Annotated in this window: 14 protein-coding genes; 8 read left to right on the plus strand and 6 right to left on the minus strand. The window is 60.4% G+C overall.

The window, feature by feature from the left end:
• Nucleotides 1–182: 182 nt before the first annotated feature.
• The 3 genes from BLU71_RS17885 to BLU71_RS17895 all read left to right on the plus strand — a co-directional run bounded on the left by BLU71_RS17885 (nt 183) and on the right by BLU71_RS17895 (nt 2,136).
• Entirely contained in the window at nt 183–1,151 is a 969-nt protein-coding gene (locus tag BLU71_RS17885) for a polyprenyl synthetase family protein (RefSeq protein WP_016773120.1), read from the plus strand.
• Nucleotides 1,152–1,332: 181 nt separating this feature from the next.
• Complete coding sequence (locus tag BLU71_RS17890) at nt 1,333–1,674, plus strand: zinc ribbon domain-containing protein YjdM (RefSeq protein WP_083353598.1); 342 nt, start codon at nt 1,333–1,335, stop codon at nt 1,672–1,674.
• 204 nt (nt 1,675–1,878) lie between these two features.
• Nucleotides 1,879–2,136, plus strand: coding sequence for a hypothetical protein (locus BLU71_RS17895; RefSeq protein ID WP_016773118.1), 258 nt, complete (start codon nt 1,879–1,881; stop codon nt 2,134–2,136).
• Between the two features lie 130 nt (nt 2,137–2,266).
• Here the strand turns inward: BLU71_RS17895 and BLU71_RS17900 are convergent, their stop codons facing one another.
• The 3 genes from BLU71_RS17900 to BLU71_RS17910 all read right to left on the minus strand — a co-directional run bounded on the left by BLU71_RS17900 (nt 2,267) and on the right by BLU71_RS17910 (nt 3,931).
• Entirely contained in the window at nt 2,267–2,884 is a 618-nt protein-coding gene (locus BLU71_RS17900; RefSeq protein ID WP_016773117.1) for an FKBP-type peptidyl-prolyl cis-trans isomerase, read from the minus strand.
• 120 nt (nt 2,885–3,004) lie between these two features.
• Nucleotides 3,005–3,310, minus strand: a complete 306-nt coding sequence (locus BLU71_RS17905) for a DUF6482 family protein (RefSeq protein WP_042610506.1) — start codon at nt 3,308–3,310, stop codon at nt 3,005–3,007.
• 132 nt (nt 3,311–3,442) lie between these two features.
• Nucleotides 3,443–3,931, minus strand: coding sequence for a TIGR00645 family protein (locus BLU71_RS17910; RefSeq protein ID WP_016773116.1), 489 nt, complete (start codon nt 3,929–3,931; stop codon nt 3,443–3,445).
• Nucleotides 3,932–4,093: 162 nt separating this feature from the next.
• On the opposite strand from BLU71_RS17910, the gene BLU71_RS17915 reads away from it, so the two are divergent.
• Nucleotides 4,094–5,923: a hypothetical protein gene (locus BLU71_RS17915; RefSeq protein WP_083353599.1), complete on the plus strand. Its 1,830-nt coding sequence runs from the start codon at nt 4,094–4,096 to the stop codon at nt 5,921–5,923.
• Here BLU71_RS17915 and BLU71_RS17920 read toward each other — a convergent pair.
• On the minus strand, nt 5,920–6,240 hold the full coding sequence (locus BLU71_RS17920; RefSeq protein ID WP_016773114.1) for a hypothetical protein: 321 nt from the start codon (nt 6,238–6,240) through the stop codon (nt 5,920–5,922). The genes BLU71_RS17915 and BLU71_RS17920 overlap by 4 nt on opposite strands.
• Nucleotides 6,241–6,548: 308 nt before the next feature.
• Nucleotides 6,549–8,987 (minus strand): Lon protease family protein, encoded by a 2,439-nt coding sequence (locus tag BLU71_RS17925; RefSeq protein ID WP_042610508.1) that lies wholly within the window; start codon nt 8,985–8,987, stop codon nt 6,549–6,551.
• A gap of 302 nt (nt 8,988–9,289) precedes the next feature.
• Here BLU71_RS17925 and BLU71_RS17930 point away from each other — a divergent pair, with 302 nt between their 5' ends.
• The 4 genes from BLU71_RS17930 to BLU71_RS17945 all read left to right on the plus strand — a co-directional run bounded on the left by BLU71_RS17930 (nt 9,290) and on the right by BLU71_RS17945 (nt 12,859).
• Nucleotides 9,290–9,778 carry a DUF3015 domain-containing protein gene (locus BLU71_RS17930; RefSeq protein WP_016773112.1) on the plus strand — a complete coding sequence of 163 codons (489 nt, stop codon included), beginning with the start codon at nt 9,290–9,292 and terminating at the stop codon, nt 9,776–9,778.
• Nucleotides 9,779–9,873: 95 nt separating this feature from the next.
• Nucleotides 9,874–11,727 (plus strand): DUF4105 domain-containing protein, encoded by a 1,854-nt coding sequence (locus BLU71_RS17935; RefSeq protein WP_083353600.1) that lies wholly within the window; start codon nt 9,874–9,876, stop codon nt 11,725–11,727.
• Between the two features lie 210 nt (nt 11,728–11,937).
• Nucleotides 11,938–12,294: a hypothetical protein gene (locus tag BLU71_RS17940; RefSeq protein ID WP_064364103.1), complete on the plus strand. Its 357-nt coding sequence runs from the start codon at nt 11,938–11,940 to the stop codon at nt 12,292–12,294.
• 70 nt (nt 12,295–12,364) lie between these two features.
• Nucleotides 12,365–12,859 carry a GreA/GreB family elongation factor gene (locus tag BLU71_RS17945; protein ID WP_042610511.1) on the plus strand — a complete coding sequence of 165 codons (495 nt, stop codon included), beginning with the start codon at nt 12,365–12,367 and terminating at the stop codon, nt 12,857–12,859.
• Here BLU71_RS17945 and gdhA read toward each other — a convergent pair.
• On the minus strand, nt 12,856–14,193 hold the full coding sequence (gdhA, locus tag BLU71_RS17950; RefSeq protein ID WP_083353601.1) for an NADP-specific glutamate dehydrogenase: 1,338 nt from the start codon (nt 14,191–14,193) through the stop codon (nt 12,856–12,858). The two genes, BLU71_RS17945 and gdhA, sit on opposite strands and share 4 nt — an antisense overlap.
• Nucleotides 14,194–14,317 lie beyond the last annotated feature (124 nt).

The raw sequence follows: 14,317 nt of genomic DNA on the forward strand, positions 1-14,317 counted from the left end.
TGGCTGCATGGGGCTGGAACGGCCCAAGTGCAATTGCGTAAGGCAGGTGCTGCCCAGGAAGTTCAGGGTGCGCGATTGTACGCAAGCAATCTGCGTCGCGCAAGTGGCCGTCTATCGCGCCTTGACAGGTCTGGACGGGGGTCCTAGCATGCCGCGCAACCCTTCTGGAGCGACTCTCGCTGATGCAACCCCAAGCTTTCTACCGCGCGGTGGCGGACGATTTTAGCGCCGTCGACGGCATCATCAAGAAGCAGCTGACGTCTCGAGTGCCGCTGGTATCGAAAATCGGCGATTACATCACTTCGGCCGGCGGCAAACGCCTGCGTCCTTTATTAGTGTTGCTGTGTGGCAAGGCCCTGGGTCGCGAAGGCGACGACATGCGCCTGCTGGCCGCCACCATCGAATTCCTGCACACCGCGACCTTGCTGCATGACGACGTCGTCGACATGTCCGGCATGCGCCGTGGCCGCTCGACCGCCAACGCCATGTGGGGCAACGCTCCAAGCGTGCTGGTCGGCGATTTCCTGTATTCGCGCTCGTTCGAAATGATGGTCGAACTGGGCTCGATGCCGGTCATGAAGATTCTGTCGCAAGCCACGCGCATCATCGCTGAAGGCGAAGTGTTGCAGCTGTCCAAGGTGCGTGACGCCAGCACCAGCGAAGAAACCTACATGGAAGTCATCCGCGGCAAGACCGCGATGCTCTTCGAAGCATCGACCCACAGCGCCGCCGCCCTGGCCGGCGCCACCGCCGAGCAGAGCGAAGCCCTGCGCACCTTCGGCGATCACCTGGGTGTGGCATTCCAGCTGGTTGATGACCTGCTTGACTACAAAGGCGACGCGGAAACCCTGGGCAAGAACGTCGGTGACGATCTGGCCGAAGGCAAGCCGACCCTGCCGTTGATCTACACCATGCGCGAAGGCACGGCCGAACAGGCAGCACTCGTGCGTCAGGCGATCCAGAAAGGCGGGATCGAAGACCTGGAAAGCATCCGCATCGCCGTCGAAGCGTCGGGATCGCTGGAATACACCGCGCAACTGGCCCGCGATTACGTGGCCCGTGCGATCAAGTGCCTGGAAGCGCTGCCGGCCAGCGAATATCGCGATGCACTGGTTGAACTGAGCGAGTTCGCGGTCGCCCGCACGCACTGATTCATCCCCTGTGGGAGCGAGCCTGCTCGCGAAAGCAATCTGCCAATCGACTCAATGTTGACTGACACAGCGCTTTCGCGAGCAGGCTCGCTCCCACAGTTGTTTCTGCGCTATGCCCTTCGCAGCCTAAAACCCTATACAATGTGCGCCCTTTAGCCCTCCTGATACCCAAGGAACCTTAGTGAGCACGTTGCCACCCTGCCCGAAATGCAATTCCGAATACACCTACGAAGACGGCACCCAACTGGTCTGCCCCGAGTGCGCCCACGAGTGGTCTGCCAGCGGCGAAGCCGAAGTGGCGGCCGATGATGCCGTGAGGAAAGATTCGGTCGGCAACGTCCTGCAGGACGGCGACACCATCACCGTGATCAAGGATCTCAAGGTCAAGGGCACCTCGCTGGTGGTCAAGGTCGGCACCAAGGTCAAGAACATCCGCCTGTGCGATGGCGATCACGACATCGACTGCAAGATCGACGGCATCGGCCCGATGAAGCTCAAATCCGAGTTCGTCAGAAAAGTCTGAGCCTTGTGTCATCCATCCCGCGCCAGCCGTGGGATGGAGCGTTGCCCTCCCCGCTTCAGCTCAATGAATCCGCGCATGGCCATCAGCCAGCCATTTTGACCTGACACAACCTTTATCTGGAAAAATCCACGATCCGCCAATAGGCACTTGCTATTTGATGAATAAGAATTATTCTCATTGAAACCTTTCAAGGAGATGAGACCCATGACTTATTTGATCGACGCCTGGCTGGATCGCCCACACCCGTACCTCAGAATCCTCCATCGGGAAACCGGCGAAGTCTGTGCGGTGCTTGAAGAAGAAGCCTTGCATGAACTGCAGGATCAAGGTGATCTGGACGTCAGCAGCCTCAATTCCAGCGAGCCGCTGGTGCTCAAGGAGCTGGTGCGCAACCTGTTCCTGTTCTGCTATGCCCGGGCATTGCGCCCGACCAATGAGCTGCACAACAAGATCGAAATATGAAACGCGGTCAAAACTGTAGGAGTGAGCCTGCTCGCGATAGCGGTGTGTCAGCCAGCCAATCAACAACTGACACATCGCGTTCGCGAGCAGGCTCACTCCTACATTGGCCTGCCATCAAGCAGGCTGGGGATTACAGAACGTCCAGCAGCTCGACATCGAACACCAGAACGCTGTGCGGCGGGATGCTGCCCACGCCTTGTGCGCCGTAAGCCAGTTCGCTCGGCACGTACAGGCGCCATTTGCTGCCGGCGTTCATCAGTTGCAGGGCTTCGGTCCAGCCAGCGATCACGCCGCCAACCGGGAATTCAGCAGGCTGGCCGCGCTCGTAGGAGCTGTCGAACACAGTGCCGTCGATCAGCGTGCCGTGGTAGTGCGTGCGCACTTGGTCTTCACGGGTTGGCTTGGCGCCGTCGCCCTGGGTCAGCACTTCGAATTGCAGGCCGGAAGCCAGGGTGGTGATGCCGTCACGCTTGGCGTTTTCCGCGAGGAAAGCCAGGCCTTCGCCAGCCGCGGCTTCAGCCTTGGCAGCCGCTTCGGCTTGCATGATTTCGCGGATCACCTTGAAGCTGGCGGACATTTCTTCCTGGCCAACACGGCTTGGCTTGCCGGCGAAAGCGTCGGTCAGACCGGCCAGGATCGCGTCCAGGCTGACACCCGGTGGCGGGTTGTCGCGCAGCTGGTCGCCGAGTTGACGGCCGATACCGTAGCTGACGCGGGTTTCGTCGGTGGACAGATTTACTTCGGACATGACACTGCTCCGCTGTGCGGACGGCCACAGGACTTGCCGTGCGTGCACAGCGCGTCCCGGCGCGCCCGGAACCAAAAGGGCGAGCAGACTAGCACAGATACCCCGGGCCTGGGGCCGGCCCTACAGCGCCGAGCGCCAGGCGAGCGGCACTTTCAGGCTTTCATTGATGCCACCGCCCAAACCGCACATTTCGTCGTGCACCGAGGTGTGCACCAGATTGAACGGCAGCACCGGAAACGCATGCAGCATGTCCCGCGCGTGCTCGACGGAACGAAGAGTCAGGGTTTTGCCCAGCGGATCATGCAGCGGATGAGCCGCCCCGTGCATGCGCGCTTCCAGCAGATAGATCCCGCCTTCCATGGAAATCAGATTCAACTCATCGACCTTGCCGGCGATGGCATACGCGTTCAACTCTTGCAGGTTCATGGAAGCACCTCAAACGGTGGAGAATCGCACCATTACAGAGTTAGGCCGCTGCGCTTGAAAGCACAAGCCACAAACGAAACCGCCCGTCTGTTTCGCAACAGACGGGCGGTTCTTCGTAACTTGAAGGGTTGATCAGTGCTTGGTGACCTTGTCGAGGTAGCCCATGGCGAACGCGGACACCACAAATGTCATGTGAATGATCACGTACCACATCAGGTGCTCGGGATCGACATTCTTGGCGTCCATGAAGATACGCAGCAAGTGGATCGAGGAAATCGCCACGATCGACGCTGCGACTTTCATCTTCAGCGACGACGAGTCCATGGTGCCCAGCCAGCTGAGCTTCTCTTTGCCTTCGTCGATATCCAGTTGCGAGACGAAGTTCTCATAGCCGGAAATCATCACCATCACCAGCAGACCACCCACCAGCGCCATGTCGATCAGCGACAGCAGCACCAGAATCAGGTCCGATTCGGCCATCGCGAAGACGTTGGGCAGGATATGGATGATTTCCTGGAAGAACTTCAATGCCAGCGCCAGCAAACCGAGGGACAGGCCGATGTAGATCGGCGCCAGCAGCCAGCGGGTGGCGTACATTGCATTTTCAATAAAGCGTTCCATTGAATCTCACACAAGGGGCTGGAAATGGCGGCGAGTATAACAGCCCGCTGCGACAGCCAGAAACCGCCGGAAAATCCGCCACCTGCGTGTGTGTGTGACAAAGTTTTTCTGCTAGTGTCCAAGGCATTGACAGCCCAATGACAGTGGACAGGACGCGTGGAAATGGATGTGCGATCAGCCTTGACGACTGCCGGAATCTGCCTTGCCTTGCTCATCGGTGGTTGCTCGCCCGGCGATGAAAAGCACGTCGCCAACCTCGACGAAAAGACTGCCGCGTTCGAACAGTCACTGGACACGATCAGCGATCCGAAGCTCAAGGACGCCATCACCGAACTCGGCGGTTCGCTGCTGTTGCTGGAACGGGCCCGACTCAAGCTCGACGACATCACGCCGCACACCGAATACGGCGCCGACGCCCTCGCCGTGCTCAAGCACTACCCTACCCCGCAGGCGCTGGTCGATACGTTCATCAACGGCCTGTTCGTGCTGCACAAGGACGCCAGCTCGGATTACCTCACCGACCTGCAACCGGTGTTTCCTTTCAACCTGAACATTCCCGGCGGTTTTCTGTTACCGCACGGCATCGAGTGGCACTCGGTGACGCTGAGCAACAAACGCGTGATCGCCTGGCAGCCGGAGTGGTCGGAAACCGACCCGGGCATTCAGCTCAGCCCGTCCAGCTCCAACGTGACCAACCCCGATGATCTGACGGTGACCTACCCGTTCATCGATGGCCTCAACGTAGACAAGAAAAGCCTGCCACAACCGGTCAGCCTGCAAGGCCAGGTTGAAGTGATCGCGCCCCGGCGGCTGTACAGCTTCGACCTGACGCAGAAAGACGTCGGCCAGACCCGCAGCAATGACAACCTCAGCGTTAAACTGCTCAAGCTGGAGAAGAACTACGCCGAGGTCGAAGTCAGCAACAGCCTGCCATTGGCCGCAGAAGTCGCCGAGGCCCGCATCAATCCGCTCATCGTTCAGGCCCGCGACGCCAGCGGCCAATACCTGGTGCGCGCCGGTTCGATCAACGAGAGCCCGGAGCAGGTCGAGTTTTATCAGCACCAACTCACCCAGCTACAGAAGCAGAAGAGCTGGAGCGACGCCCTGGAAAAACAGCTCAGCGACGACCAGCAAGCCTTCGAGAAAGAGCATCCGCGCCGTTACAACAAGGTGTATTTCCACGGTCCGATCGACACACTGGAAGTCAGCGTGCTCGACTTCTCCTCGGCGACAGTGACGCGCAAACCGCTGGACCTGCCGGTTCGCACCTTCGATCCGCACACCACGGCCAAAGCCGTGCAGCCGCTTGACCTGCCGGTGGTGGTTTACGACGATCTCGCCGCGAACTGGCTCAAAGGCGCGGACCTGACCGAAGAACAACTGAAGGCCGGCGTGCGCATTCATCAATCCGTGGAAGAGCCGAGCGCGGCGCGTATCGAGTTTTCCCACCGCCGCACTTTCAACGACGAACTGCTTGGCGACGAACTCAACCCCGGGGTCAGCCCGGTAACCTTCTTCACGGAAAAACGCGGCGGCAAACTCGACGAGCCGATCGAGCTGCCACCCGAGGCGTACCAGGTCGATCCGCTGCAAGCGACGATTACTTATGATCTGAATCTGTTTCCGGAAACCCCGGCGATCGCCGTGGGCTCGATGCCGCTGTTTCTGGCCACGGTGGCGAAACAATCCTACGACGCGCAGTCATTGCCCAAAGGCCTGGCGATCAAGGACAACACACTGGTGGTCGACCTGAAAGCCTTCCCGCCCAACGAGTGGCGTTTCTTCGTCAAGGACGACAGCGGCCACTATCTCAAGCAGATTCTCTCGGTCAGCCACGACGCCAGCACCGAAGGCCCGGCGCTACTCGGCGTGCACTACTTTTACGGTCGCCCGACTCGCGTGGAAACCTATCAGCGCACCGACCTCGCCACCGTGCAATACGGCTTCGAGGTCAAGCTCGACAAGGCGCCGGTGGACCAGACGGCGCCTTAACCGTTAAGGCTGCGCCCACGACCGCCGTTGATCTGCCGCAACTGAGCTTGCAGGTGCAGGCTCCAGATCTGCGGATCATCGGCGAGTTCGTAGCCATGCAAGGTCAGGCTTTCAACGATGGTGTCGAGAATCGACTCGGCCGCCACCGGGCCGTGGAACGGGCCCTGGGCTTTGATCGCGGAAGGTTGTTCGCCGGCCATGCCGGCCGCGAAGAGCAGCGTCCACATGCCGTTGTCGCCGGCCAGCGGCTTGACGGCGCATTCGATCCGGGTCACCAGACCCAGGCATTGACGGGTGAGACAGAGGTTGCGCGACATGGCGGCGACCCTCGGTAAAGCCGGTATTCAGCCCCACGGGAGGACTGGCTCGATCCAGTGATACTGTCGATATCCTTGACCTGAGAATAGAAGAAAAGTGTCCCGCGCAAGCCAAATGGAACCAGAAGGCGCCGAATGGTCATTGTGTGAAGTTTGGCGCCAGAGTCGTGACGAATTTTCGATGGCTTTACACAAAACAAATGTAGGAGTGAGCCTGCTCGCGATAGCGGTGTGCCAGGCAACTTATTCGCCGACTGACACTCCGCTATCGCGAGCAGGCTCACTCCTACAGTTTGACCGCGCTTGGTTTAAGCGGGTTTGGCTTCGGCAAGGGCCTCTTGCGCCAGTTCCTTCTCGGCCTCTTTCAGGTCCTCTTCGCTGATCATCTCGGCGATATCGCGCAGGCGCTCGACCACGCGGGCATTGATGCTGCCTTCGGGGAATTCGCCATCGGCATTCGGCTCCCCGGCCGGCTCGCCGACCAGTAGGCTCAACGCCTCATCGGCCTGCCGCACTGCGTAGACATGGAACTGCCCGGCGCGCACGGCGGCGAGGACTTTCTCGTCGAGCATCAGCGTGGCGACGTTGGCCTGAGGAATGATCGCGCCCTGCTCGCCAGTCAGGCCGCGCGCTTCGCAGAGGCGAAAGAAGCCTTCAATCTTCTCGTTGACCCCGCCGACCGCCTGCACCTCACCGAACTGGTTGATTGAACCGGTGATGGCGAAGCACTGCTTGAGCGGCGTTTTCGACAGCGCCGAAATCAGCGTGCACGCCTCGCCCAGCGACGCACTGTCGCCATCGACGTAGCCGTAGGACTGCTCGAGGGCGATGCTCGCCGAGATCGCCAGCGGGAATTCCTGCGCGTAACGGCTGCCCAGATAGCCGGTGAGAATCATCACGCCCTTGGAGTGGATCGGCTGGCCGAGGTTGACCTCACGCTCGATGTCGACAATCCCGCTGCCGCCCGGGTACACCGTGGCGGAAATTCGCGCCGGCACACCGAACGCCGAGTCGCCGACTTCCAGCACCGTCAGCCCGTTGCACTTGCCGACCGCCGCGCCATCGGTGTCGATGAGGATGATCCCGGCGAGCATGTCGTCGAGAATCCGCGCCGAGACGCGCCCGGTGCGGGTGGCCTTGGCTTTCAAAGCTCGCTCGATATGCCCGGCATCGGTCATCTCATCGCCGGCCAGATGGCGGATGAAATCGGCCTCGCTGACCAGTTGGAACAGATCGCCGATACGCGCCGACAAGCGTCCCTGATGCTCGGCCAGCCGTGCGCTGTAGGTCGCCAGCCGCGCCACCGCATCGGCGGTCAACGGCGCCATGCCTTCTTCCGAAGTGCGGGTTTTCAGCAGTTGGGCGAACTGCTCGAGGCTTTCGTCGACCATCGGGATGTCTTCGTCGAAGTCGACCAGAACGCGGAACATCTCCTGGAAGTCCGGATCGAGGTCCTGCAGCGTGTAATACAACTGCCGCGCACCGATGATGATGACTTTGACCTGCAACGGAATGTGCTGCGGATTGAGGGTCACGGTGGCGAAGCGGCCCATCTCGCCCAGCGGCGATTCCATTTTCAGTTTGCGCGATTGCAGGGCGCGTTTCAGCGCATCCCACACGAACGGCTCGCTGAGCATTTTTTCTGCTTCGAGAATCAGGAAACCGCCATTGGCGCGATGCAGCGCGCCCGGGCGCAACTGTCGATAGGTTGTATAGAGCGCACCTTGATCGGTGGTGTACTCGATGCGACCGAACAGGTTTTCATAGGTCGGATGCGGCTCGAACACCACCGGAGCACCGCCGCTGGCCGGATGCCCGACCACCAGGCTGGGTGCGTATTGCTCTTCCAGCAACTTGCGCGCGACGGCGTCGGTCTTGCTGTCATCGACCAGTTGCTCGACCACGGTTTTCAGCAGGTAGACCTGCATGGCCTGCAGGTAACCGCAGACCGCAGCGTTTTCCGCGTACTTCTCCGACAGCGGCGCCAGCAACGGCTGCAACGCCAAGGTGATGGTTTCTTCGTTGAGCTGACGCAGTTGGTTGTTCGACTCGCGCTTCCACTGCGGCAGGCTGGCGAGCTCTTCATTCAGGCGCTCTTCGAGGCCGGAAATGTCGTCGTGGAAACGCTCGCGCTCGGCTTCCGGCAACTGCGCGAATTCAGCTTCGTCCAGGGCCTTGCCGTCGAGCATCGGCGTGAAAGCGATGTTGCTGCTGTCGCGGTACAGGGCGACGTCTTTTTCCAGGGCCAGGCGCTCGATGATGTCCAGCGCCTTGTCGTAGCGCTGGTTGAAGGCGCGGTCGATGGCGCTTTTTTTCTGCTGATACGAAGGGTGTTCGAAGACGGCCGGGAAAGTCGCCAGCAAGTTGTCGATCAAGCCGTTGATGTCGCCGATGAACGAGCCCGCCGTGCCCGATGGCAGCTCCAGTGCGCGCGGTTCGCGCGGCTCATCGAAGTTGTTGACGTAGACCCAGTCTGCCGGGGTCTGCAGGCGCTTGCCCTCGGCTTTCAGGTAGCGTTTGACGAACGAGAAGCGGCCGGTGCCCGGCTCGCCCATGACGAATACGTTGTAACCGGGGCGTGGCATCGCCACACCGAACTGCAAGGCTTCGACCGCGCGCTCCTGGCCGAGCACACCGCGAAAGGGCTCCAGATCATTGGTGGTAGTGAAGCTGAACTGTTCAGCGGAAAACGGACGAGTCAGCGCTTCGGGCGCAAGACGCAGGCTGGCAGCAACAGGATCAGGCATCGGGCTTCCTTAACAATCAGGCGGGGCAGGTAGCGGCATTCTGGCGCTGCCCGTGCCCCACTGGCAAGGCGCGCCACATGACAAAGCATAGACAAGCGCGCGGCGGGTCGGCGCGTCCCGATAAATCAGAGGTTTATTCCAAATATTTTGCAAAAAGTCACGGAACCGCTGGAACGTGCCTAAACTCCAAACTGCGCGGCTGGAACTAATACCGGCCCACTGACACTTTCGGCGCTGTCCTCGGGCAGAGTACGAAAGGCCAGAACCCTGTCCATTGGTATGCACATAAAGAGAACAAAGCTATGAAACGGATTCTTCTCGGTACTCTCTTCACCGCTGTATCCATCAACGCAATGGCGCAAGCCCCGGGCGGCCCGGATTGCGGTTGGGGCAACATGCTGTTCGAAGGTCAGCGTGGCACCCCGGCGCACTTCCTTGCTTCCACCACCAACGGCACTTCCGGTAACGCCACGTTCGGTATGACTTCCGGCACCAACGGTTGCTCGACCAACGCGTCGCTGACCTACGGCGGCAAATCCTGGTTCGCCATGAATGGCATGATGAACGAACTGTCCGAAGACATGGCCAAAGGCAACGGCGAAGCGCTGACCACCTATGCCGTGGTACTGGGCGTAGCACCGGAAGACCGCGCGCATTTCGCGCAAGTGACCCACGAGCACTTCCAGCAGATCTTCAGCAAAGCTGACGTGACCGCTGAAGACGTGCATACCAACACCCTGGCGGTACTGAAATCGGACCCACGTCTGGCCAAGTACGCAACTCAGGCTTAAGCTCGACCCCGCCCGCTTCCTTCGGGGAGCGGGTTTTGTTTTTTCGGCCCGTCCCTCTTTGGGTCTTTATTTCTTTCCTGTTCAAGTTGCCGACTATGCTCAAACGCCTTGCCTGGCTGGCGCTCTGTGTCTGCGCCCCGCTGTCCGCCGCGCCTCACATCGATCCTCAACGTTTGCAGCAACTGGCCAACGACCGCTTCTGGATTTCCCTCGGTCATTACGAAACCGCCAAGCTCGGCGGCTGGCGCAGCTATGTCAGCGACAAGAAATTCTTTCTCGCCCCCGATGGCAACGAACATCCGGACCGCGAACTGGCCGCCACCGTGCAGGCGCTGTACGCCCCGGCCAGCCTCGGCGAGCAACACGCCCAATGCGTTTACCCGGCGCGTACACGCTGGCTGAAAGCACAGCTCAATCTCGCCGACCTGCCCGCGCCGGAATGCGCTGAATACAGAAAATGGTTCAAGGACGTCTCGCCGCATAGTGCGGTGATGATTTTCCCGGCGGCGTATCTCAACAGCCCTTCGTCGATGTTCGGCCACACCTTGCTGCGGATTGACCAGGCGGACGTGCAGGCCGACAAGACCTCGCTGCTCAGCTACGCGATCAACTTCGGCGCCTACATCGAGGGCTCGGACAACAGCATTCTGTATGCCTGGAAAGGCTTGATGGGCGGCTACCCAGGGCTGTTTGCGCTGGTGCCGTATCAGGAAAAGCTCTCTGAATACCGCAGCCTGGAAAACCGCGACCTGTGGGAATACCGGCTCAACCTGACCCAGGAAGAAACCGCACGCATGGTCGAGCACGTGTGGGAGCTCAAGCAGATCCAGTTCGACTATTTCTTCTTCGACGAAAACTGCTCGTATCGCTTGCTTGAGCTGGTGCAAGTGGCGCGGCCGAGCCTGCGCCTGACCGAACAATTCCCGCTGACCGCAATCCCGACCGACACCGTCAAAGCGGTGAAAGAGGCCGGGCTGGTCGAGCACATCGAATATCGCCCGTCCCGCGAACGTGAACTGCTCAGCCGCGCCGAGCCGTTGAGCGATGAAGAACAGCAATGGGTGCTCAAGGTCAGCGCCGATCAAAAAGTCCTGCAAGAGTCAACGTTCAAAGCCCTGCCCCGCGCGCGTCAGGCGTTGATCGTCGATGCCGCCTATCGTCTGGAGCGCTACCGCGCCAACGGCCAGGAACGCGACCCGCAGAGAGCGCAGCGCAGCTTCGAACTGCTGCGCGCGATCAACAAGAACCCGGCGCCGGAGCTGGAAATTCCGCAACCCGGTCTGCCCGAAGATGGCCACGAGTCCCGCACCTGGCAGGCCGGCCTCGGTACGCGCGGTGATCGCGCCTTTGGCGAATATGGCCTGCGCATGGCCTATCACGACCTCAACGACAACGCCGAAAGCTTTCCCCTCGGCGCACAGATCGAGATCCTGCAACTGAAGCTGCGTCAGTACGAAGGCAATGACTGGCAGTTGCAGCAACTGGATCTGGCCACCATTCGTTCGCTGACACCGCGCAACGAGCTGCTGCAACCGCTGTCCTGGCAGGTCACCGGTGGCCTTGAGCGTGTACCGGGCACGCATGATGACGAAACACTGGTCAGCCACGTCAACGGTGGCGGCGGCGGTACGTGGCAGTTGGGCGAAGACGTACTCGGCTTTGCCCTTGGCACGGTACGCGTGGAACACAACAACGACTTCGCCGAGTTTGTTTCCCCGGCCGGTGGCTTCAATACCGGCGTGCTGTGGAAAAACCCGCTGGGCAACCTGAGCCTGGAGGCCAAGGGCGATTATTTCTTCAACGGCGAAGTGCGCCGCAGCCTGAGCCTGAACCAGCAATGGGAGCTGTCGCGCAACCTCGGTTTGCGCTTGAGCGCGCAGCGCGAGTTCAGCCACCTCGCCACACCCGAAACCGAAGTCATGCTCGAAGTGAAGTGGTATCACTACTGATCCCGGACATGCCCCTGTAGGAGTGAGCCTGCTCGCGATAGCGGTATTCCAGTCGCTCTATCATCGACTGATAGATTGCTATCGCGAGCAGGCTCACTCCTACAGGGGATCTGTGCTGTTCAACGAATTACTCACACGCCTTTCACCGACACCTGACCAATACCCTTCTAGACTTCCCGTATCAGCCGAAAACCGGCGCGGGAGAGTGCGATGTGGCGGTGCGTGGGGTTGTTGGGCGTTGTCCTGGCGCTGGGCGGTTGCCAGACCACTCATGAAGACTTGATCGCCAAGGGTTATCCACCGGCCTTCGCCGACGGCTTCGATGACGGTTGCGTCAGTGGCCGGCAAGCGGCGGGTTCGATCAGCGGCGAGTTTCGCAAGAACGTGCCGCGCTATCTCAAGGACCAGCAATACGCCGAAGGCTGGGTCGATGGCTTTCGCCAATGCCAGGCGATGCTGGAAAACAAGGATCGCGAGCAATACCGCAACGAGCATTGGGATGAGCGCGAACGCGCCTGGCAGCAGCAGAAGGATCAGGACGTCGGGCGGGCTTATCGCTCGCAATAGGTCGCTTGCAGACATCCGTTGAAACCAAATGCCGGCAACCATGGCCCAAATCCTTTAACAGGAGGACTTCATGAGTCGCGCATTCGTCAACGAAGACAACGCCGCCGCGCAGGCCGATCAGCCGGTCGAACGCCAGGTCAGCACGCAGCCCAACTACGTCACCCCGCAGGGCCTGGCGCAGTTGCAGGCGAAGGTCGCCGAACTGCAAAGCCTGCATGCCGAGCAAACGGCCAAGGGCGAGCAGGCCGACAAGCAACGTCTAGCGGATCTGCAACGGGATCTGCGGTATTTCACTCAACGCCTGAGCAGCGCCCAAGTGGCTGTCGCCGCGACTTCCACCGACAAGGTGCAGATCGGCAGTTGGGTGACTTTTGCTGACGAGCACGACACAGAACACCGCGTGCAATTGGTCGGTGAGGATCAGGCCGACGCCAGTCAGGGCCTGATCAACTGGGCCTCACCGCTGGGCCGAGCCTTGCTCGGCGCCCGGCTCAATGATGAAGTGTTGTGGCAGCGGCCTGCCGGCGATCAACTGATCGAAGTGATCCGCATCGAACCGGCTTAAACCACGCCTTGCGCCAGCATCGCATCGGCGACTTTGACGAAACCGGCGATGTTCGCGCCCTTGACGTAATTGACCTGACCGTTATCTTCGCCGTAATGCACGCAGGCGTGGTGGATCGATTGCATGATCGCGTGCAGCTTGCTGTCTACCTCTCCCGCTGTCCACAGCAGGCGCATGGCGTTCTGCGACATCTCCAGACCGCTCACGGCCACGCCGCCGGCGTTGGACGCCTTGCCCGGCGCAAAGAGAATGCCGGCCTCGATAAAGATATCCACAGCCTCCAGCGTGGTCGGCATGTTCGCGCCTTCGGCAACGCACATGCAGCCGTTGCCCAGCAGCGTGCGCGCGGCCTCGGCATTGAGTTCGTTCTGCGTCGCGCAAGGCAGTGCGATGTCGCAGGGCAGCGACCATGGATGCTGTCCGGCGCGGAACTCCAGACCATAGACGCTCGCCAGTTCGCGGATGCGCCCGCGTTTGACGTTTTTCAGTTCCAGCAGCGCCAGCCACTGTTCTTCGCTCAAACCGGCTTCGCAATACAGCGTGCCTTCGGAGTCGGACAGGGAGATCACCTTGCCGCCCAGATCCATGACCTTGCGCGCCGCGTATTGCGCGACGTTACCGGAACCGGAAATCGCCACACGCTTGCCTTCCACGGTCTGCCCGCGGCGCTTGAGCATTTCTTCAGCGAAGTACACGCAGCCGAATCCGGTGGCTTCCGGGCGAATCAGGCTGCCGCCGTAGGTCATGCCTTTACCGGTGAGCACGCTGGTGAACTGGTTGCTCAGGCGCTTGTACTGGCCAAAGAGGAAACCGATTTCCCGCGCCCCGACGCCGATATCGCCGGCCGGCACGTCAACGTCGGCGCCGATGTGGCGGTACAGCTCGCTCATGAACGCCTGGCAGAAGCGCATGACTTCGGCATCGCTCTTGCCCTTCGGATCGAAATCCGAGCCGCCCTTGCCGCCGCCCATGGGCAGCGACGTCAGGGAGTTCTTGAAGGTCTGTTCGAAGGCGAGGAATTTCAGCACGCCAAGGTTTACTGACGGATGAAAACGCAAGCCGCCCTTGTACGGGCCAATTGCGCTGTTCATCTGGATACGGAAGCCGCGATTGACCTGCACCTTGCCCTGATCATCGACCCACGACACACGGAACACCACGGCGCGTTCCGGCTCGCAGATGCGCTCGAGAATCCCCGAGGTCAGGTAATGCGGATTGGCTTCGAGAAACGGCCACAGACTGCGCAGGACTTCCTCGACAGCCTGGTGAAATTCGGGCTGGTCCGGGTCACGTTTTTTCAGGCGCGCGAGGAAGGATTCGACGGATTCGATCATGGGAAAAGTCTCGGCAAATTTATTGTCGTTGGAGGAGATTGGGCCGGACTGTAACAAACGAGTTGCGCACAGGAACAGAGCAAAATGTCGCAGTTATGAAATTAAATGGTGCACAGGATATAAA

Source organism: Pseudomonas moraviensis (assembly GCF_900105805.1).
Classification (GTDB): domain Bacteria; phylum Pseudomonadota; class Gammaproteobacteria; order Pseudomonadales; family Pseudomonadaceae; genus Aquipseudomonas; species Aquipseudomonas moraviensis_A.

What these genes read in the sequence shown, in the direction of transcription:
- BLU71_RS17945 (WP_042610511.1), top strand. Translation starts at nt 12,365, where the DNA reads ATGAGTCGCGCATTCGTCAACGAAGACAACGCCGCCGCGCAGGCCGAT.
- BLU71_RS17940 (WP_064364103.1), top strand. Translation starts at nt 11,938, where the DNA reads ATGTGGCGGTGCGTGGGGTTGTTGGGCGTTGTCCTGGCGCTGGGCGGT.
- BLU71_RS17925 (WP_042610508.1), bottom strand. Translation starts at nt 8,987, where the DNA reads ATGCCTGATCCTGTTGCTGCCAGCCTGCGTCTTGCGCCCGAAGCGCTG.
- BLU71_RS17905 (WP_042610506.1), bottom strand. Translation starts at nt 3,310, where the DNA reads ATGAACCTGCAAGAGTTGAACGCGTATGCCATCGCCGGCAAGGTCGAT.
- BLU71_RS17930 (WP_016773112.1), top strand. Translation starts at nt 9,290, where the DNA reads ATGAAACGGATTCTTCTCGGTACTCTCTTCACCGCTGTATCCATCAAC.
- BLU71_RS17920 (WP_016773114.1), bottom strand. Translation starts at nt 6,240, where the DNA reads ATGTCGCGCAACCTCTGTCTCACCCGTCAATGCCTGGGTCTGGTGACC.
- BLU71_RS17885 (WP_016773120.1), top strand. Translation starts at nt 183, where the DNA reads ATGCAACCCCAAGCTTTCTACCGCGCGGTGGCGGACGATTTTAGCGCC.
- BLU71_RS17910 (WP_016773116.1), bottom strand. Translation starts at nt 3,931, where the DNA reads ATGGAACGCTTTATTGAAAATGCAATGTACGCCACCCGCTGGCTGCTG.
- BLU71_RS17935 (WP_083353600.1), top strand. Translation starts at nt 9,874, where the DNA reads ATGCTCAAACGCCTTGCCTGGCTGGCGCTCTGTGTCTGCGCCCCGCTG.
- gdhA (WP_083353601.1), bottom strand. Translation starts at nt 14,193, where the DNA reads ATGATCGAATCCGTCGAATCCTTCCTCGCGCGCCTGAAAAAACGTGAC.
- BLU71_RS17895 (WP_016773118.1), top strand. Translation starts at nt 1,879, where the DNA reads ATGACTTATTTGATCGACGCCTGGCTGGATCGCCCACACCCGTACCTC.
- BLU71_RS17915 (WP_083353599.1), top strand. Translation starts at nt 4,094, where the DNA reads ATGGATGTGCGATCAGCCTTGACGACTGCCGGAATCTGCCTTGCCTTG.
- BLU71_RS17900 (WP_016773117.1), bottom strand. Translation starts at nt 2,884, where the DNA reads ATGTCCGAAGTAAATCTGTCCACCGACGAAACCCGCGTCAGCTACGGT.